This is a genomic window from Enterobacter cloacae complex sp. HYC003_NIDB, assembly GCF_056673375.1.
Genome location: NZ_CP114221.1, coordinates 184,218 through 202,090 on the forward strand (window position 1 = coordinate 184,218; position 17,873 = coordinate 202,090).

Sequence of the window (17,873 nt, forward strand, 5' to 3'; positions counted from 1 at the left end):
GTTAATGCAGCCCTCATTCAACTGTTTGCAGGAGCTAAAAATGGCAGTTTCTCTCGTAAAAGGCGGCAATGTATCTCTGACCAAAGAAGCACCAACCATGAATGTTGCTATGGTTGGCCTAGGCTGGGATGCCCGTGTAACCGATGGTCAGGGTTTTGACCTGGACGCTTCCGTGTTCGCAGTAGGCGAAGACGGTAAAGTGTTGTCAGATGCGCATTTCATTTTCTTCAATAACAAAACCAGCCCTGATGGCGCGGTAGAGCACCAGGGCGACAACCGTACCGGTGAAGGCGACGGCGACGATGAGCAGGTCAAAATCGATCTGACCAAAGTCTCAGCAGATATCAAAAAACTGGTGTTTGCCGTTACCATCTATGATGCAGAAGCGCGTAAACAAAACTTCGGCATGGTGAGCAACAGCTTCATGCGCGTTTACAACAACGACAACGGCACGGAAATTGCCCGTTTCGATCTGTCTGAAGATGCCTCAACCGAAACCGCTATGGTCTTCGGTGAACTGTATCGTCATGGCGCTGAGTGGAAGTTTAAAGCTGTCGGTCAGGGCTTTGCCGGTGGCCTGGCGGCTCTTGCCTCCCAGCACGGCGTTAACATCTAAAATAACGCTGAATCATACCCCGGCAATGCCGGGGTTTTTTTTGGTTGCGATCCGCTATCAGGAGGGGGGGGGCAGAAAGGGTTCGGGAATCTCAGAAAGCAGAGAGATGTTAATTCTGACGTGAGCCTTTTAAAGGCAGGAAACGGATTTTTCTCTGGTTGCTGGTTAAAGCCTGTATTCCGTGCCTTATATCAACAGCATGCCCCTCTGATATATGTTACGTTTGCGACTTATGAAGGCACGGGTTCTGGAAGATAAAATACCCGACCAATGGAAATTCCAATTCAACAGGTATAGAAACTTCAACGTGATGAAATATGGTGTCACACCATATATACGCCTCACCAGAAATCCAGCGTCCTGAACTAAGCCAGGGGAACCTATATAAACGCTGCGCTTTAAAATAATCAAAAATCAGGAGAGTTAATGTGAATCTACAATCCGGACAAAACATACCACTTCAGCAATCTGCGATCAGGCTGAATCTTCAGTACCCTACCAAATCCGGCTTTAAAGGCGAACCCGATACCTGCCTGTTCCTGCTTAATGCTCAGGGAAAGGTCAGCGGCGATTCTGACTTTATCTTTTACAATAATCTGTCTTCTCCTGAAGGGGCAGTAAAGCTCGTTACCGGTTCTCAGCAGTCCAGCATTGAGATAGCACTGGATCGTGTTCCTGCGAACATCAGTAAAATTGCAATCACAGTTGTCATTGATGGTGAAGATACCATCAGTGGGCTCAGTTCGTTGAGCATGCAGGCTCAAGGAATCGCTGAGTTCCAGGCTGAGACTCAGGGCCGCAGTGAGAAAGCAATTATCCTGGGTGAAGTATATCGGCACAATGGCGCCTGGAAGCTTCGTGCGCTCGGGCAGGGTTTCAACGGTGGTCTTGAGCCTCTGGCCATTAGCTATGGCGTTGATGTCGCACAGCCAGCTCCGCAGCCAGCAAAGCCTGCTCGTATCAGTCTGGAAAAGAAACTGGAAACCAGATCTCCGCGCCTTGTAAGCCTCGCTAAAAAAGCCTCGGTCAGTCTTACTAAAAATAAACTGGACACCCTTGAGGCAGCGGTTGCATTTGTACTTGACGCATCCGGCTCAATGAGTGGCCAGTTCAGTAAGGGTAACGTTCAGTCTGTGCTGGACCGCATCGCCGTTCTTGCCGCCCAGTTCGACGACGACGGTGAAATGGATGTCTGGGGATTTGGAGAGAAGCATAAGAAGTATCCAAACGTCACACTGGACAACCTGGACACATATATTCAGTCCATTCGCGGGGCTGGAAAGCGTTCAGCCTGGGAGAACCTGCCGGGCCTCGGAGGGACAAACAACGAGCCTCCTGTGATGGAAGAAATAGTCGACTACTTTAAGGACTCGAAAATCCCGGTGTATGTTGTATTTATTACCGATGGCGGGATCAGCAAGACCCGGGCGATTAAAGATGCAATCCGGCGTTCTGCCAACTACCCCATCTTCTGGAAGTTTGTCGGCCTGGGTGGTTCAAGCTACGGTATCCTCAAAAATCTGGATGACTTTACTGACCGCCGGGTTGATAACACCCACTTCTTTGCCATGGATGATTTCGGTTCGATTAGCGATGAAAAGTTATATGATAATCTACTGGAAGAATTCAGACCGTGGATCGATGAAACAAAAAGGTTAGGCATCCTTTAATACGCACAGTTTGAGCTTGGTTGAATGAGCTCTACAGCAGCTTAATACTGTAGAGCCTTTGTTCATTGGAAATCGTACAGGGAGGCGCATATGGACCGCATCAAGTACCTGAAATGGATAGCTGAAGAATCACCAAGTACGGCTCAGCAGCTGGTGGCCTGGTTAAACAGAGCAAGGCACTATACGCCCGACATGAAAGAGCATCAGGCAGGTGTACAGATTCAAGAAAAGGGGATTGTTGTAGGGCTTAGACAAAGTACTAATCGTTATCATGGAGATTGTCTGACCATACATGTGGTACGGCTTCCGGAAGAAATACAAAACAAGGGATGGTTTAAGTCTTTTCTGAAGCTTTGCTGTGAATCGAATCCCTGGTGCGATGTTGTAATAGAAGACGTGAAAAACCCATATTTATTAAGCTTTTGTAAGAAACTAAACTTTACTGTATTAGATGAATTTTACCCGAATACTTACATAGTAAACACAGATGCCATTATGAGTTTACCTATCCCACCCTTAGGGAGATACGAAACCTATCTTTATTAAACCTGCGAACCTTTACCGGTTGCGTGGGGAGCGGATGGACTTCGGCTAAAGAAAAATCACATCGTCTATTTTGACCAGAAAAAGCTAATCTGCTTGATGTAATGCAGAAACGCATTACATTAATATCTTCTCCCAACAATCACCTGAACAATTCCCTGATTGCTTTTCACCTCATACCAGTGCTGGCTCATAGTTAGTCCTTAAGCAAATTTGTTATCGGAATAAAGAACGAAGCCAGCCTCATCGAGGCGCATAACCTTCTTCCCTTAACGCCTGTTGTAATTTTTCAATTGCGCTTTTCATTACCCAGGCTTCTTCGTCACTCACAGCACAGCCACGAAGATCGCTCCAGCTCAGACGTTTAACTAATTGAGCAAGGGCCATAGTTTCATTCTCATCAAGCTGCAAACTCAGTGTCTCAATACCTTCCACTATCTAACCTCCCTTATACTGAAAAATGGCGCTTTATTTCTGACCAGATGCCGAAGCCTTGAATGCGGCCGGAACTGCCGTTGTTTCTACTTTACAGAAATGGAATTAAAAAGTGGTGGTGCTGGGCACGTTTCTTTTCCAGTCGGGGTTTAAGCCAGAGCCGAAACTCATTCAACTTCTCAGCAGCCAAAACCGCTTCAACGGGGAAAACTTTATATTTACCCTGCTGCTGAGGTTCACCCAACCATCGCCTGATGGCTCCGTCAGTCCATAAACGAGTCTCTTTGAGCCTGGTTACAGTGACCCATTTCCTGGACCATTCATCAAATTGTCGCTGGCGATCCCGATAACGTTGTTCTTCCTGCTGACGAAGCCAGTCACGATCAACAGCGAATTTTCGGTATCCAACAAAGAGCCCTTGTACTTTGGCCATGACAACATTCCGGTTTGCTTAGAACTGTTCAGACAGACATGTCAGGGATAAAGCTGAAGAAAAAGGTACAACGAAGAATAACCAAGACATAGGCCTGCCGGGTAAGTGGTGCGGTGCACAGGACTGTCGGAAAGTACGCTCAGAGAGGGTCGTTTAAGCATGATGCACCACCGCCAGCCAGCCTTAATAATGGTAATGTACCACTGGGTTACCAGACAGACCAGTAACGCATCAAACATAAAACTGTTTTTTAAAAAACGTCAGGAACGTAGCCTGACCTTTTAACCAGTGGTGTAAAAAACATACAGATTGCTCTGAGGTATGAGGTTCAGCAACTAGCCTTGTCGACGCAGAAACATTAAGTAATCAATAGCAGCTATCGCAAACAATGGTGAAAACCACCACGTGCTTTTCAACAAGCCAAGCGGCAGAAAGAGTACAGTTGCCATCGAATAAACAAAAACACGAACCATACCATCTGTAATAAACATAGGCTATTTGCAATCTGAGGTTGGATTGTAGATTTTAGTTAGAAATGGATCAAAGTCCGTTTTGTGCAAAACTTGGTTGACAACCCTCTTTTGGAAGATGTGCCGTTTCGTGCAAAAGTTGGTTGGAGGCCAAGATGGCAGAGTTCGTAGGTTCGGCTGCTTCGCAAGCTGATTTCATTTGGAAGAACGCGGAAGACCTGTGGGGGGGGATTTCAAGCATACCGACTTCGGCAAGATCATTTTGCCGTTTACTCTGCTGCGTCGATTGGAGTGCGCACTGGAGTCTACACGGGAAGCATCGCTCGATAGCCAACCAGCCACGATTGAGTTCTTAGAAGCAGAGTTCAGTGTTGATTTCGATGCGCTGCTATCTTGACCGCCAATCAGACCCGCATGGTTCAGGTTTGTGTATGAGAGTCCCCAAATGGCTGTAGTTCTAACCAAAGCCTTGATTGAAGCCGGCCGCGCCGGAAATAGTGGGTACAGAAAAGGCAGTTGCTTGCGCTGGGCGTAAGTTACCCGCCGAAAAGCGGCTGGATCGAACGACTGATCGGCACTGAGGTATCTGACGAGCAGTACGAACGCTTTCTGGGGCACAGCACGAGCAAGCAGGCTGAACAGATCCTACGCGGAGAGCAGCCAGCCAAGGGGCTTCAGTATGCAAAGCGAGCGAAGAAGCTCGCTTCTGAAAGAAAAGCCACAATTGATCTGGATAACGAGCACCTGTCTGAAATCGAAAAGTATCGGTAGCCCTAGACTTTTAGCCGCTGAAGATCTCTTAGATACCATTGGTGAAACTTGCTGAAGTCAGCCTTCTGTTTCTCTACCGTGCTGTTATAGATCGCATCACTGGTAACCGCACAAGCAGTCCAGCCAGCCTCATAGACGAAGCGAGTAGCTATCGGTGACTTCTTCGGGGTGCTATCCCAGCGGTTTTTGAGCCACCGCGCAAGCCCTTCATCAAGAGGGACCACCAGATTTAGCTGCTGTTTTGTGCGAGTGATACCGACATAAAACAGCCGACGTTCCTCCTCGATTTCCTCTTCGGCCGGAGGGGTGTTCATCGATGTGCGAACGCTGTAAACATCATCGGGTTTGCCGCCAGGAAATTCCTGCTCATTCAGCCCGATCAGTATTACGTTATCCCACTCCAGCCCCTTGGAACCATGCAGTGTGGAAAGGATGAAGGGATCGCAGTCAGTAGCAGCCTCGCCTGGATTCAAGATAAGGTTTAAAAACGTGCGGGAATCGATCTTACTGGAGTCAAGTAGCTCCCCGATCCTCACGACCCCTCGTTGCTGGTCGTTCGATCCAGTGCGAGTTACACCCTCAGAGCCAACACTATCAATGAAACCCTCCATACTCAGGCGTCGTAACACATCGATAGCAGGCGTTTCCTCTCCGTCTTTCTGGCAGATAGTGGCGAGCCTGCCCAGCCGATCTTTTTGGTATTGTGCGCCCTCGAATAACTGACCTAGAGCAGACCATAGGTCGGCGTGCGGAGCCATCAATCCACTGAGCGCCGCTTTGAATTGCCCTTTCTGCCATCTAAAACCAGCCTCCTTCAGAAAGCCGTAAACAATCGCTTGTTTGTTGGGATGGTTTTCCAGTAGCCGCAGATCGCCGTACACAGACAGCAAGACGCCAACTACCAGTATCCCGATTTCGGTGCGGGTGTGTAATGCGCTTGAACCATTGAGGTAGCGATAAGGTAGCCCACACAGGCGTAAAGCAATTTCCGCCTCAGCAAGGTTCGCCTTAGTGCGGGACAATATGGCTTGTGTTCCACTGCTCACCGAGAGGTTTGATAGCACCTTGGATAGGCAGTTATCAAAGTGCAATCTGACCTCTGTTTTGGGGGTGCTAGGATGACTGACACAAAGCTTGGTCAGCTTTGTAGAGTTGCGCCGAATTACCGAGTTAGCCATCAAGGAAAGCTCATGGCCAAATCTGAACGTGCATGACAGTTGAAACACCTTCGTATTCGGGTAGTGCCTTTCAAACAGTCCGCCGATAAAGTCTGGTCGAGCACCACGCCACTCATAAATACACTGGTTAACATCACCAACAGCCATAACCGACGTATCCGACTTAGATAGCAAGCGGGTCATGTCATGCTGTATCAGGTTAACGTCCTGATATTCATCAACAATGATGTGCTTGAAGTGGGCACCAAGGCTGCTGTCATTACGCAACAGTGCGACAGCCTCAATCAAACAGTCATCAAAGGTTCGCAGACTGTTTTCCTCCAGCAGCTCACAATAGCGGCCATAGGCGTGAATAAACTCCCGTTTGATGTTGCTGAACGTTGGATCATTGGCAGCATCAACAGGAGTTACGGCCGCCGCCCGGCAGCGAGCAATAAACAGCTCGAAGTTTTCAATTTCATTGGGGTCAATATAATTCGCCTCATGGTCAAAGCCATAGCGGTAGGCTTGCTTTACCAGTTGCTCATAGCGGTAGTCGCTTGGAGTAATGAGGTCTTTCTTCTTGATTATCTGTTGGCGTTCTCCGTAACCAACAATCTTTAAGGCCAAGCTGTGGAACGTGCGGATTTCTGGAATCACGCTCGACATCAGTGCCGTCTTCAAGTTCTCCGTGAAGCTCACCTGCGCCGACTTGTTGTACATCAGGATCAGAATGGAGCGAGGATCAGTTCCCGTCTTGACCAGCCGCTCAACGCGCTTTACAAGTGTGGTTGTTTTCCCGCTACCAGGTACGGCTTTTACCAACGCATGTCCGGTGTCATGGCTGACAATACTTTTCTGCTCCCAAGTCAGTCTTTTGGTCATGCCTTAACCTTGTAATTGGCGCACTGACGGGCCTCGGTGTAGGGAACGATCTTTGCCTTACTGTGACATTGCAGATAGCCATCCTCCCATCGGCCTGCTTGCTCGCACATAATGCAGTTGGGAAATAGTGAATGAGGATCGGCGTGACGGATAAAAGCTCGTAAGTTATCAGCCAGCTCAGCGGCCCCTAACGATCTAGGCCATGTGTTCACGTCAGAATTGATTGTTAAATCCACTTCAGCGAGCGGCATCGTTTGTTCGTTGAGTCGGCCGGAACCACTTAAACTCCAGACAGACATATCCACGTTACCTACTGAGCAGACGCCGCTACAGGTGTCCACAGATTGAAACGGGGGAAGCCAGTTGAATACTCTCAGGATCTTCTCCTTGATCGAGTAGGCCCCGGTAAGCAACATCTGAATATCAGAGGCAGATTGGACCTTAAACTCAAGAATCGGGATACCGGCTTCGATCTTGTCTTGAGAGCAGGGGTGTGTGACACAAATCTCTACGTAGCAACGCCTTTCGCCAGTCGTATCATACAACATCACGTCTGGTCGCAGCCCTGTGACCTTATCGTGTTTTTCCAGCTCTGCCTGATCGAAAAATTGAGTCAAGTTGTAGCGTGCAGGCACGGATTTTACGCACTGACGTGCTTCGTCTCTAACCAAGGCTAAACGAGAACCATTACAGGCAACCCGGCGCTCCAGCTCAAGGCTAATAGGCATTTCACGGCTGAGAGCTTGTTGGTAGCGATAGAAGAATGCTTCTTTGCCGCACTTGTGAAGATAGGTTTCAAGGGCACAGCATTCTTCCGAATGGCGAAAGTGCTTAGCGTTGAACTCGCCCATTACCGGGGTCAGGGGGCTCTTACAACCTGGGCAGGTGTAAGTATGTGAGCGCAGGGCAGCGCCAATGTGCGTGAGGGTGCCCTCGCCGTCTAGCGCGTAAGCGTATTGTATTGAGCTGGATTGAGTTGTCATGACTGCGTATCCTCCCAAAAAAATCCAGCTAAGAACAGACCTTACGGCAGGCAAATGGTAAGTAGTGCTTCTTGAAGCAGTCGAGTGTACAGCGGCTCAGTGAAAAAGCTAATCGCCCGCTCAACAACCTAGTGATACTGGTGCAGATTCGACAATGAGTTAATGCCCGGAGAGCATCTGCAAGACTTCTAGCTGGAAGGCATTCCAACCAGCCCTCGCTTCTGAAAAGCCGTCAGGAAACGGTAAAATCCAACCAAGTGAGCAACTTCACTTGATCAAAGATCTAAGGCTAGAATGATGGAATTCCAACCTTAGTTTGCAAATAGCCTAAACATATAACTTCCTCTGAGGATTTAAAAGAATTCTCAGATGTCTTGAAAGCTACTTTTTAAACTTTCTCATTCTGAGAAGCATATTTAATTTTGCTGCGTCTGCTCGTGCTGCTGCTACAGAAAGGGCTTTATGCAGTGAAACTACCACGACAAACAAACAGAACATCGACCAGAATCCATCCATTTCGTTTACCTAATCGTTGAGGTTTTTATTCGGGATATCTGGCTAAATAGGACTACACAGATACCCAGTTAAACCCCCCGCTTACATAACACTCCGGTTCCTCACCAGACGTTTTATTCTATCGCGGTCTGTGGTTATCAGAAGCTGCATAAACCGGTTATTTAGTCCGTTACGCGAAAATTATTGAGGATCCGGGCTGTTAAACTGTTCTTCCTCTTTCGCTTCCGGAGAAAAGGGGAGGTGTCACCCTGCGGCCGGGTAGTGAAAGGGATTTGACGTAATTCAGGCGAAGGGCGAACAAGACCGCAAAGGACGCCCGGGCGACCGGATACCTGCCGGGTTGTGCGAAGTAAAAACCGGAAGCAGTGATAACACAAACAGGCCCCTACAGCGTAAGGATTGTGATGGACGATAAAGAGCAATTTACGAATCTTGTGGCAAAGCATGCCTCCGGACTCACCGAAGAGCAGCTGGCCGGTTACGATGCCTGTTCCCTGGATGGTGAATGCGTCACGCCTTCATACGAGGTTTTCCGGGGGTATCGTACCCGCCATACCCTGGATGAATTTCTGGAGATGGCCATATCGCTGAATGCCATCCACCCGGATGAATATTTAACGGATATGCTGCTTAAGCCTCATGAGGTGATCGGCGCTCTGGCCGATGAAGGCGACCAGCTGAACAACGCCACCCCGGTTTATTTCTTCCCGGATACCGGCGTCTATGCAGCGGCCGTCAGTGAAACCCGGGTGCTCGATGCCTGGCTTTGCTGGCCATGCTACCCGGCGAACTGGTAACGCGGCCGTTGGAATTGCACCGGCAGGATACGAATTTAACCGACCCCGTGGCGGGAAGGTTATCACAATTGCATGTCCTCATCCCTCAAGCCCCCTGCCAGGCCCTAACGTGCTGTCAGGCTTCGCCTGATTCCCGATCTGCGCCGGTACTTCAGCCGATAACTTTTTGTTTTCTTTTTATTTTCTCCCCATTTCCTCAAAGTTCGCGGGCGGCGTGGACAGGGCACCATTGCCGCATGTGGGGTCTTAATAAGGGCAGGGTGGTCAGGTTTGCTCGATGCCGGGGGTAGGCCCTACCCTTTATGGGATGAGGACATGCAATTCACTAAATTAATCGACAGCACCGGTGGTGACTTATCTGTAACGGGTCAGTTTTGATACGGGGAATGTTTCAGGGTTAAGATCTGGAATCATAAAAATATACGCTCCCGTTCAGGACATACGACTTGAAATGGATAATGCCATTAAAGGAATTCCAGCCTTTCGTCGATAACAGTTTCTGACCATCGCCATAACCATGTCATGGAGGAGACTAACCGTGTTTCAGAGGTGAGCTGGTGCCTGGCAAAACATACAAACTCAAATATCAGGAAGCGAGTTTAGTTGTTTATAACATGCAGCCGTGTAACTGATTAGGTACCGGCAAAAGGAGGAAATAATGTTTGAAAACTACGTTTGTAAAATCTATGTAAGCAATGATCCTCATTTTAGTAGCCATCTCGAAGCAACTGCGTTTGGTTTCGATAATGGTCAGCAGCAAAAGATTCTCACCGCAGCCCATGTTGTTACCAATGCTCTTGGAAAAATTTATCCCGTCAGCAATACACTTAAACTTTACGTCAAATTTCTTAACCATCAAGGACTGGTGAACGAAGAGCCTGTTCTAGTCGATTTCATTCTCAATGAGGCTAATGACAGGGCAGACTTTAAAGACGGCATTCCGTTTGTTGACAGTGCAGAAATCGTATTACCAGCTGGAATACAACAGCCTGTAAGTAGTTACTTTAAGGTCCTGGCTCCCGCAGCTGGCATGGGTACATTGGGTGTCGGATATCCAATGAATGAGACAACAATTTCGACATTCCCTGGTGAAGTTTCAGGCATTTGGCCTTTAAATTGCTCAAATCATTCTCCCCAACATCTCACAACTCGCTTTGTAATAGCACATTTCAACACCGATGGTTGCTCTGGTGGACCCTATGTCGTCTCCGAGAATGACGAGCATTTTGTCATTGGAAGTCTGGTTGGAATAATGTCTGGAACCTGCCCAGATTCAAATCCACACATGTCTGTTCAGTCCGCTACTGATTTTTAGCAAAGTCAGTTCCAAAATGACGCTGGCACGATAGTTATTTTGGGTCTGCCCGATATGGCGTCTGCCCTTACTAACAGCAACAGCATTGAAACTGACAAACATGAACTCGAAAGTGCCACAATAGTAAGTCATGATTTCTTCATCACTTTTATGGTGCTCTTTTTCACCTATCACACAGCAAGTTATGAATACGAGGCCTGTAATGGACGCTACCGAAACTGAAGAGCTCGAAAAAATTCGCAAGAAGGCAATGGATGAAGTTACAAGTGCTCTTCAGGCGCTTGAAAATAAGTTCCCGGGTATTACTGAGGGCGCAGCAGCTTTGGCGGGGTCAGGCGTAGGCGCAGCGGCTTCCTTCGGTGCTCTCTATACGCTTGGTACAACGGGAGTGTCAGCAGCAGGCATAACCTCCGGGCTCGCTACAGCAGGGTCTATCGTCGGTGGCGGTATGGTTGCAGGCATTGCGGTATTGGCCGCACCTGTAGCTGTGTTAGGGATTGGCGGGTACGCGATAGTGAAACACAAAAAAAATGCGAAACTGACAGCCGCCCTTAGTCAGGCCATCCAAAAGCTCTACGAAGTTCAGGAAAGGTTGATGTCGAATGCGGAATATTTTAAGGCAGAAATTGCTGGCATCAAGGCAACAATCGACATGCTTACTAAGAAAGCTCCAAAAGGTAGCCTGGTCGCGGTGAGGTAAACACATGAGTCAGTCTCCTTATGATGATGAGTTCAGGGCCATCCGTTATATTCAGCTCCGTGGTCAGGATATCGCGAACGCTCACGAGACAATTAACAGTGATATAGAGAGCCTTAAGGCACAGTTGACCGGGCTAATCAGCGGCACTGAACTTGATGAAGCGGAGCATCTGGCGCTTAAAGAACATCATCTGCGAGAAATGACCCCTTCAGATACTGCCATGCATTCTACTGGTCTCAAGACTATATATAGCGAGGCTAACCAGCGTGTATGCGGTGATATTGGACTGGCCACAATACTCTCCACGGATGACTTGGCTGTTGTAGATGCCCGGATCCAGAATCATATTAAAGAATTTAATGATCGCTACGCACTCGACGCCTGGGATTATGCTATTGCCTGCGGATGCGGGCTCATAGCATCCATGCTGGATTTACTTTGCGTCAGAGCCCCGCCAAAACCTACGGTGAGCTTTACGGCAGAAGTGGATGGTATTTTCAATAAACAGGTGCAGAAAGCCTTCAATGCCATTTTGCCGGAGGACCTGAGTACAAAACTCTCAGATTTGTTCCCTATAGGGGCACCAGACAGTTCGATCAGCAGCGATTTAGTGGGTGCGGCCGGTGGCGTTTTGTCTCCCACAAATCACCGCTTAAGAGCTTTGTCACACGATCCCGTACTGGGCATTATTTTCGGTATAAAGGATATGCTGAACGGGACCTGTACGGTGGTTCAGAATGGACAGATCGTGGTTTATCCTTCCAGTAAAGGCGTTACAGACGAAACCAATATTTTCAGGCTCATCGCCAGAATGTTTGGACACCTGGCATCGGATGTTAATGCCCCCTCAGCAAAAGGAAACCGTGGCATGGGGTTACCGGCTCCTTTTATGGGGCTACTTCGTATGCTTGAGGGGATCCCTGTGGGGAGTTCTAACTTCGGCAAACAAATAGAGTACATGTATGTCAACGGGTATGACTTTCGTCAGTTTATCGTGACAAGTATTCCGATGAGCATAATGGAAGTTTTGATGCGGGTTTTCTATGTGGCGAAACAGGTATCGCTGGGAAAAGGAGCTTTTGGGGAGACCTTACTGGATACCATGCCGTTGCGGCTAAATCCACGCTTCCGGATGATGCTTGCCCTGGGTTATGGAACTTCCAGTGCTGTTAACGCAGGTAAAATGTATATCACCGGCAATATTCTCAATGCGAATTACGCCTCCTGGATGGGGTTGGCCTGGAATGGTTTTCACTCACTCAAGTGGTCCCTTTATCAGCGACACTTAAAGCTTTGGGCCGGTATTGAAAAGGCAGAACTGGAACGGCTTCAGAACAATATAGACAGCATCGAGGCATTGACCATCATAGCAGGAAACTTGCCAGTCAAGTAACATTCACCGGAGCACCTCCGGAACCCCATAGCCCACCAGCTGCTAAAAATGTCTGCCTTTGCTTTTAATACTCTCTCTGCCTCCTCCCCGAGGCAGAGAGTAGCTCGTAGTTATTTATACAGCTCACAACAGGGCCATAAGATACTCCGCTTCTCGTTTACCGATGATCCTGATCTGTCAGCTCTCTTACCGGATGCTGTACGAGCGTAACGGCTTATTATTGATAGTTCTCTCATATCAAACCTCATAAAGATTTATGCTGCCACTTAGTAACAGCCTAAAGGTTGTACTCTCTATTTAACAGCTTTTAGGCTGTTAATTTGATATTACAGCTTTTAGGGTGTATGTTTAGAAAACAGCGTACAAGGTGTATCAGAGGAACTACTGAGGCCAGCTTATGATCAATAATGATTACCCGTTAAACACGCTCAACCAGTTGCGTCCCTTGCTCATTGGTTTTCGCAAGGCGAATGGCCTGACGCAAAAAGACCTGTCCGAAAGGTTAGGGGTCACTCAACAGACATACTCACGTCTGGAAGCCAACCCTGCCAGTGCGAGCATTGAACGGCTATTCAAGGTGTTTTCTATCCTGGGCGTAAAAATCAGCTTCTCCTCGACAACCGCCTCTTCAGAGGGGAAGCAGACGGAAGAAATGCTTAAATCAAACTCACCTGCACGACAGGAGAAATGGTAACGATATGAGCCGGAAACAGCAGCGTCTGGCAATCTGGATGAACGGAATCAAAGTCGGATACTGGGAAAAAAGTAAAGGGGTAGACAGCTTACAATACCTTCCTGACTGGAGTGCAGACGAACAGGGAAGGCCGCTGTCATTGTCCCTTCCTTTTACTCCCGGGAACCAGGTCTGGCGTGGAAATGTGGTACGTGACTATTTTGATAATTTACTCCCGGACAGCGAAGGCATACGCAGACGTCTGGCAATGCGTTACAAGGCCGATAGCCTGGAGCCTTTTGATCTTCTGACGGAGCTGGGAAAAGACTGCGTGGGCGCGATACAGCTGCTTCATGACGGAGATGAACCCACAGATTTATATTCCGTGAAGTATCACCCGCTTACTGAATCAGAAATTGCGGCAACTTTGCGTAATACCACGGAGACATTGCTACCGGGCAGGCCAGAAGATAACGACGACTTACGTTTATCTATTGCCGGTGCTCAGGAGAAAACAGCCCTACTGTGGCATGAAGATCGGTGGTGTATGCCGGAGGGTAATACACCAACGACGCATATATTCAAGCTACCGCTCGGACTTGTGGGGAACATGAAAGCCGACATGCGCTCGTCGGTTGAAAATGAATGGCTCTGCTCGGTACTTCTCGAACAGTACGGGCTCCCCGTGGCAAGAACGCAGATTGCTCACTTTGAAGATCAGAAAGCGCTGGTGGTAGAACGTTTTGACCGAAAATGGTCAGGAAACGGACAATGGATCATTCGTTTACCCCAGGAGGATATGTGTCAGGCCCTGGGCATTTCGCCATTACGAAAATATCAGGCGGACGGCGGGCCAGGTATATCGGAAATTATGGAAGTTCTGAGTAATTCAGACCGTGCTGAGCGTGACAAAGCGCAGTTTTTTATGACGCAGATAGTTTTCTGGATGATGGCCGCAACAGATGGCCACGCTAAAAATTTCAGTATTTCTATTGGGCCACAGGGACGTTATCACCTTACACCACTCTATGATGTGTTGTCGGCATGGCCGGTGATCGGTCATGGGAACAATCAGATATCCTGGCAGAAGTGCAAACTGGCGATGGCCGTACGTGGCAGTAGCAACTATTACCAGATATATCGAATACAACGACGCCACTGGATCAGGCATGGTGAGATAACCGGCCTGAGTAAACAGCAGACAGAGGCGATGATAGAGGAAATCATCGCCAGAACCCCGGGTGTCATTGAACGTGTTAGCGGGCTTCTTCCGGACCAGTTCCCCCAGCAGCTTGCGGAAAGTATTTTTGATGGAATGAGGCAGCAATGCAGGCGCCTGGCTGAGAAATGACAGCCGCAATTTATAGTGTGCATGTTTTCAGAATAGCTGATGTAAGCGTGAGGATTCAGTATGACTGAAGAACAAAAAAGAATAGAGCGGGCTATTGAGTTGGCTTGTCGTTACGGCGGAACCGATGAAATGCATCATCTGCAATGGGTCGTGGATCAGATGGTAAGAGAACTTGCTGGAGAACGTTATGCACAGATTGTAGCAGATGCCACCAGCGGAGAAGATGGGCCTGATACTTACAAATGGAGTGTTGGGATCGCGCCTTAGCATCTGTCAGTCTGGGGATGAAAACGTACTTAACATCCAGCGAATTCCCAGACTTCACATTAAGACTAGAGTAACGGCCGCAATCACGTGAGAGAAAAAAATGGCAATTTTAGCAATCATTGCAGTTATCGCCCTGGGTGGGTACGCCTGCGGGTTTATTAAAGCCCGTGAGCTGAGCGCTTTGCGTAAAGAAATGAAACTATACGTGGATCGCATGGAAGCGGCGGAGCTGGACTTACACGCAATCAGAAGTGTAGCGGAGCACCGGTTGCACGGTGCAGGTAAACAGTTTGCCGACCTTTACAGCCGTATCGACGGTGCAACTGTGACGCTGACACCCGAAGATCAGCTGTTACTGGCAACGATGCCATTTAATATTCAGGATGTAGAAGACATCGTAAACGAGCGCGGTCCAAAGACAATTAGCGGCCGTCCATTCTGGGAAGTTGAGCCAGGCCCGCATGACTATGAATATGGCCCGCAATATCCGTATTTCCCAGACCAGCGCTAGGAAGAGATCAAGATGAGAGAGCCAAGACCCCGCCATACCTTGCAGGTCATTCGAGTGCCTTCTCTGGAGGTTCAGGATCTGGGGCTGACCAGCTTTGATAGCTGGCTTGACGAGAACGGTTATGACAAAACGAATGCCAGAAATAACCGTACCATCTGGGCGAGAGAAGGCGGATGGCATCTGAAACGTTGCAGAAATCTGGAAACTGGCACGGACGATTTCTGGTTTATCGCTTTCGATGGTAAAGGCGGAAAGATATACCCGCTGAAAACCCAAAGAGACTACCGGGCTGCATATCGTAAGCTGGAAGCAGAAGGTTATGCACCTGCGGTCATCGAGCAAATGACCACAGGCGCAGCATATAACCTGGCCTATCCACGTTCCACCCTAAAACAAGCTGAGACGGCCACCAGCGAACCAAAGCGGAAACCTGACGTAGATGGGGTCGTCTCAGAAAACGGAATCTATGGTCACTCCCGTTTTTGCAACACCGATTTTGACGACAAGTTGGCTTGCTTGAATCTATCCGGCGTCTGAATGGGATTTTATTCCCGCGCCTTGATGAGTTCCGCGCCTGATGAACCTCCAGAAAATATACGGCTTCAATGAGCCTTTCCGTTTTACAGGTTCCTCAACAGGCCGGTGGGCCGTTAGTATCATCAATATCAGTATTCGCAAAACCAGATCAGTAATTCTTTAAACCGGTGTATTTCTGCCGTTATGCTACATAAGTTTGCTGTCGTGCCGTTAGGGCCCAGGCTATTCTGGCCAGCTTGTTTGCCAGAGCACAAGTGACGACAAAGTTGCTTTTCCGGCACAGTAAATCCCTGACCCAATCGGCCAATTTGCCAGACTGGTGTTCCAGTTTTTGTATGAATACCCTGGCACATTGAACCAACAAAGTTCGGATCTTTTTATTACCTCGCTTACTAATTCCCAGCAATGTCGTCCTACCTCCCGTGCTGTACTGCCGAGGTACAAGCCCTGTTGCCGCCGCAAAGTCACGGCTGCTGGCGTACTGCTTCCCGTCGCCAATCTCAGTTGAAATAGTACTCGCTGTCAGTGTTCCGACGCAGGGAATGCTCAGCAAGCGCTGTCCAACCTCATCTTCGTCCAACTTTCGTTTCAACTGGGATTCCAAATCTTTAATCTGCTCAACAAGATAGTGATAATGCTGTTGTAATTTCAGCAATAACTGGCTGAGGTAAAGAGGCAAACTATTATCCTCAAGAATGGTACTCAGTCGGCTAATAACGGCAGCTCCTCGGGGAACGCTAATGCCAAATTCCAGCAGAAAAGCATGCATTTGATTGGTTGTTTTTACCTTATCCTGGGCTTTGTTGAATAAATAAGATTTCGTGCGAACGACCCTGTAGCTGGCTGGATTTTCAGGCAATACGCACGCTTTCTGGCATCCCGGCCTTTGTCATCCTGTTCAACGCACGCACCATGGCCATAGCTTCCGATACCTGACCATCGTAGTCACGCAGCGTCAGTGAATCTCCCAACAACTGCTTCATTCTGTACATTGCCGTTTCCGCTATCGAGCGACGGTTATATTCCGTTGTCCATTTCCACCGTGCATTGCTTCCGCTCAGCCGCTGATTAGCAACGGCACGGTTGCGGTCTGCGTACTCACCGGGCCAGTAACCTGCTCCTTTTCGGGGAGGAATAAGCGCGCTGATTTTTTTGCGGCGCAGTTCATCGTGACAGAGCCGGGTATCGTAAGCCCCGTCTGCCGCGGCTGCCCTGATTTTTCTGTGAGTCTGCCGGATAAGGCCCGGGAAGGCTTCTGAGTCCGTGACGTTATTCAGCGACAGGTCTGCACAGACAACTTCATGTGTGTTGCTGTCAACAGCAAGATGCAACTTTCGCCAGATACGACGGCGCTCTTTGCCGTGCTTTCTGACTTTCCATTCGCCTTCACCAAAGACCTTCAGCCCGGTGGAATCAATCACCAGGTGTGCGATTTCACCCCGGGTGGACGTTTTGAAACTGACATTAACCGACTTTGCCCGCTTACTGACACTGGTGTAATCCGGGCAGCGCAACGGAACGTTCATCAGGGCAAAAATGGAATCAATAAAACCCTGCGCAGCCCGCAGGGTCAGCCGGAATACGCGTTTAATCACCAGAACGGTGGTGATGGCGAGATCAGAATAGCGCTGGGGCCTTCCTCGTGATGAAGGCGTTGCCGACTCATACCAGGCCTGAATGGCCTCATCATCCAGCCAGAAAGTGAGGGAGCCACGGTTGATGAGAGCTTTGTTGTAGGTGGACCAGTTGGTGATTCTGAACTTTTGCTTTGCCACGGAATGGTCTGTGTTGTCGGGAGGATGCGTGATCTGATCCTTCAACTCAGCAAAAGTTCGATTTATTCAACAAAG

At 48.7% G+C, this 17,873-nt stretch carries 18 protein-coding genes and 2 pseudogenes; 14 read left to right on the plus strand and 6 right to left on the minus strand.

The features are described 5' to 3' along the window. The first annotated feature begins 40 nt into the window (after positions 1 to 40). From O1722_RS24460 to O1722_RS24470, 3 genes are all read left to right on the plus strand, one after another. Positions 41 to 616: a TerD family protein gene (locus O1722_RS24460; RefSeq protein WP_000301247.1), complete on the plus strand. Its 576-nt coding sequence runs from the start codon at positions 41 to 43 to the stop codon at positions 614 to 616. 428 nt (positions 617 to 1,044) lie between these two features. After that, the gene (locus tag O1722_RS24465; protein ID WP_001053340.1) at positions 1,045 to 2,286 is read left to right on the plus strand and encodes a vWA domain-containing protein; all 1,242 of its coding nucleotides are present in this window, start codon (positions 1,045 to 1,047) and stop codon (positions 2,284 to 2,286) included. 90 nt (positions 2,287 to 2,376) lie between these two features. Beyond that, positions 2,377 to 2,832 (plus strand): hypothetical protein, encoded by a 456-nt coding sequence (locus tag O1722_RS24470; RefSeq protein WP_000374058.1) that lies wholly within the window; start codon positions 2,377 to 2,379, stop codon positions 2,830 to 2,832. A gap of 240 nt (positions 2,833 to 3,072) precedes the next feature. Here the strand turns inward: O1722_RS24470 and O1722_RS24475 are convergent, their stop codons facing one another. Beyond that, a complete protein-coding gene (locus O1722_RS24475) occupies positions 3,073 to 3,264 on the minus strand; it encodes a DUF7706 family protein (RefSeq protein WP_000398479.1) in 192 nt (63 codons plus the stop codon). A 91-nt stretch (positions 3,265 to 3,355) separates the two neighbouring features. Next, positions 3,356 to 3,697, minus strand: a complete 342-nt coding sequence (locus tag O1722_RS24480) for a hypothetical protein (protein WP_001151572.1) — start codon at positions 3,695 to 3,697, stop codon at positions 3,356 to 3,358. A gap of 625 nt (positions 3,698 to 4,322) precedes the next feature. Between O1722_RS24480 and O1722_RS24485 the strand changes: the two are divergent. Beyond that, positions 4,323 to 4,543, plus strand: a pseudogene (locus tag O1722_RS24485) (type I restriction-modification system subunit M N-terminal domain-containing protein); the annotation flags it as partial. Between the two features lie 140 nt (positions 4,544 to 4,683). Then, entirely contained in the window at positions 4,684 to 4,938 is a 255-nt protein-coding gene (locus tag O1722_RS24490) for a hypothetical protein (protein ID WP_000880375.1), read from the plus strand. Positions 4,939 to 4,940: 2 nt separating this feature from the next. On the opposite strand, the gene O1722_RS24495 is transcribed toward O1722_RS24490, so the two are convergent. Together O1722_RS24495 and O1722_RS24500 are read right to left on the minus strand one after the other, a co-directional pair. After that, positions 4,941 to 6,980: an ATP-dependent helicase gene (locus tag O1722_RS24495; protein WP_000166877.1), complete on the minus strand. Its 2,040-nt coding sequence runs from the start codon at positions 6,978 to 6,980 to the stop codon at positions 4,941 to 4,943. Beyond that, complete coding sequence (locus O1722_RS24500) at positions 6,977 to 7,963, minus strand: competence protein CoiA family protein (RefSeq protein WP_000211823.1); 987 nt, start codon at positions 7,961 to 7,963, stop codon at positions 6,977 to 6,979. The genes O1722_RS24495 and O1722_RS24500 overlap by 4 nt, the downstream gene beginning before the upstream one ends. Positions 7,964 to 8,883: 920 nt before the next feature. Between O1722_RS24500 and O1722_RS24505 the strand changes: the two genes are divergently transcribed. The 9 genes from O1722_RS24505 (at position 8,884) to O1722_RS24545 (ending at position 16,023) form a co-directional block, all read left to right on the plus strand. Further along, complete coding sequence (locus O1722_RS24505) at positions 8,884 to 9,276, plus strand: hypothetical protein (protein ID WP_000341066.1); 393 nt, start codon at positions 8,884 to 8,886, stop codon at positions 9,274 to 9,276. Positions 9,277 to 9,934: 658 nt separating this feature from the next. Continuing rightward, a complete protein-coding gene (locus O1722_RS24510; protein WP_000462754.1) occupies positions 9,935 to 10,591 on the plus strand; it encodes a trypsin-like serine protease in 657 nt (218 codons plus the stop codon). Between the two features lie 202 nt (positions 10,592 to 10,793). Next, entirely contained in the window at positions 10,794 to 11,291 is a 498-nt protein-coding gene (locus O1722_RS24515; RefSeq protein WP_000340139.1) for a membrane protein, read from the plus strand. A 4-nt stretch (positions 11,292 to 11,295) separates the two neighbouring features. Further along, complete coding sequence (locus tag O1722_RS24520) at positions 11,296 to 12,684, plus strand: hypothetical protein (RefSeq protein ID WP_012695445.1); 1,389 nt, start codon at positions 11,296 to 11,298, stop codon at positions 12,682 to 12,684. A 400-nt stretch (positions 12,685 to 13,084) separates the two neighbouring features. Then, positions 13,085 to 13,378: a helix-turn-helix transcriptional regulator gene (locus O1722_RS24525; RefSeq protein ID WP_012477377.1), complete on the plus strand. Its 294-nt coding sequence runs from the start codon at positions 13,085 to 13,087 to the stop codon at positions 13,376 to 13,378. A 4-nt stretch (positions 13,379 to 13,382) separates the two neighbouring features. Then, positions 13,383 to 14,708 (plus strand): type II toxin-antitoxin system HipA family toxin, encoded by a 1,326-nt coding sequence (locus O1722_RS24530; RefSeq protein WP_000088044.1) that lies wholly within the window; start codon positions 13,383 to 13,385, stop codon positions 14,706 to 14,708. A gap of 60 nt (positions 14,709 to 14,768) precedes the next feature. Beyond that, on the plus strand, positions 14,769 to 14,975 hold the full coding sequence (locus O1722_RS24535; protein WP_000134171.1) for a hypothetical protein: 207 nt from the start codon (positions 14,769 to 14,771) through the stop codon (positions 14,973 to 14,975). 100 nt (positions 14,976 to 15,075) lie between these two features. Beyond that, entirely contained in the window at positions 15,076 to 15,486 is a 411-nt protein-coding gene (locus O1722_RS24540; RefSeq protein ID WP_000985909.1) for a hypothetical protein, read from the plus strand. Positions 15,487 to 15,498: 12 nt separating this feature from the next. Then, on the plus strand, positions 15,499 to 16,023 hold the full coding sequence (locus O1722_RS24545; RefSeq protein WP_001805097.1) for a hypothetical protein: 525 nt from the start codon (positions 15,499 to 15,501) through the stop codon (positions 16,021 to 16,023). Between the two features lie 181 nt (positions 16,024 to 16,204). On the opposite strand, the pseudogene O1722_RS24550 reads toward O1722_RS24545, so the two are convergent. Both O1722_RS24550 and O1722_RS24555 read right to left on the minus strand, forming a co-directional pair. Continuing rightward, a pseudogene (locus O1722_RS24550) lies at positions 16,205 to 16,819 on the minus strand (IS110-like element IS4321 family transposase); the annotation flags it as partial. Positions 16,820 to 16,874: 55 nt separating this feature from the next. Continuing rightward, a complete protein-coding gene (locus O1722_RS24555; RefSeq protein ID WP_072202995.1) occupies positions 16,875 to 17,843 on the minus strand; it encodes an IS5 family transposase in 969 nt (322 codons plus the stop codon). Between the last annotated feature and the right edge of the window lie 30 nt (positions 17,844 to 17,873).

What these genes read in the sequence shown, in the direction of transcription:
- O1722_RS24460 (WP_000301247.1), top strand. Translation starts at nt 41, where the DNA reads ATGGCAGTTTCTCTCGTAAAAGGCGGCAATGTATCTCTGACCAAAGAA.
- O1722_RS24470 (WP_000374058.1), top strand. Translation starts at nt 2,377, where the DNA reads ATGGACCGCATCAAGTACCTGAAATGGATAGCTGAAGAATCACCAAGT.
- O1722_RS24480 (WP_001151572.1), bottom strand. Translation starts at nt 3,697, where the DNA reads ATGGCCAAAGTACAAGGGCTCTTTGTTGGATACCGAAAATTCGCTGTT.
- O1722_RS24495 (WP_000166877.1), bottom strand. Translation starts at nt 6,980, where the DNA reads ATGACCAAAAGACTGACTTGGGAGCAGAAAAGTATTGTCAGCCATGAC.
- O1722_RS24500 (WP_000211823.1), bottom strand. Translation starts at nt 7,963, where the DNA reads ATGACAACTCAATCCAGCTCAATACAATACGCTTACGCGCTAGACGGC.
- O1722_RS24505 (WP_000341066.1), top strand. Translation starts at nt 8,884, where the DNA reads ATGGACGATAAAGAGCAATTTACGAATCTTGTGGCAAAGCATGCCTCC.
- O1722_RS24510 (WP_000462754.1), top strand. Translation starts at nt 9,935, where the DNA reads ATGTTTGAAAACTACGTTTGTAAAATCTATGTAAGCAATGATCCTCAT.
- O1722_RS24515 (WP_000340139.1), top strand. Translation starts at nt 10,794, where the DNA reads ATGGACGCTACCGAAACTGAAGAGCTCGAAAAAATTCGCAAGAAGGCA.
- O1722_RS24520 (WP_012695445.1), top strand. Translation starts at nt 11,296, where the DNA reads ATGAGTCAGTCTCCTTATGATGATGAGTTCAGGGCCATCCGTTATATT.
- O1722_RS24530 (WP_000088044.1), top strand. Translation starts at nt 13,383, where the DNA reads ATGAGCCGGAAACAGCAGCGTCTGGCAATCTGGATGAACGGAATCAAA.
- O1722_RS24535 (WP_000134171.1), top strand. Translation starts at nt 14,769, where the DNA reads ATGACTGAAGAACAAAAAAGAATAGAGCGGGCTATTGAGTTGGCTTGT.
- O1722_RS24540 (WP_000985909.1), top strand. Translation starts at nt 15,076, where the DNA reads ATGGCAATTTTAGCAATCATTGCAGTTATCGCCCTGGGTGGGTACGCC.
- O1722_RS24545 (WP_001805097.1), top strand. Translation starts at nt 15,499, where the DNA reads ATGAGAGAGCCAAGACCCCGCCATACCTTGCAGGTCATTCGAGTGCCT.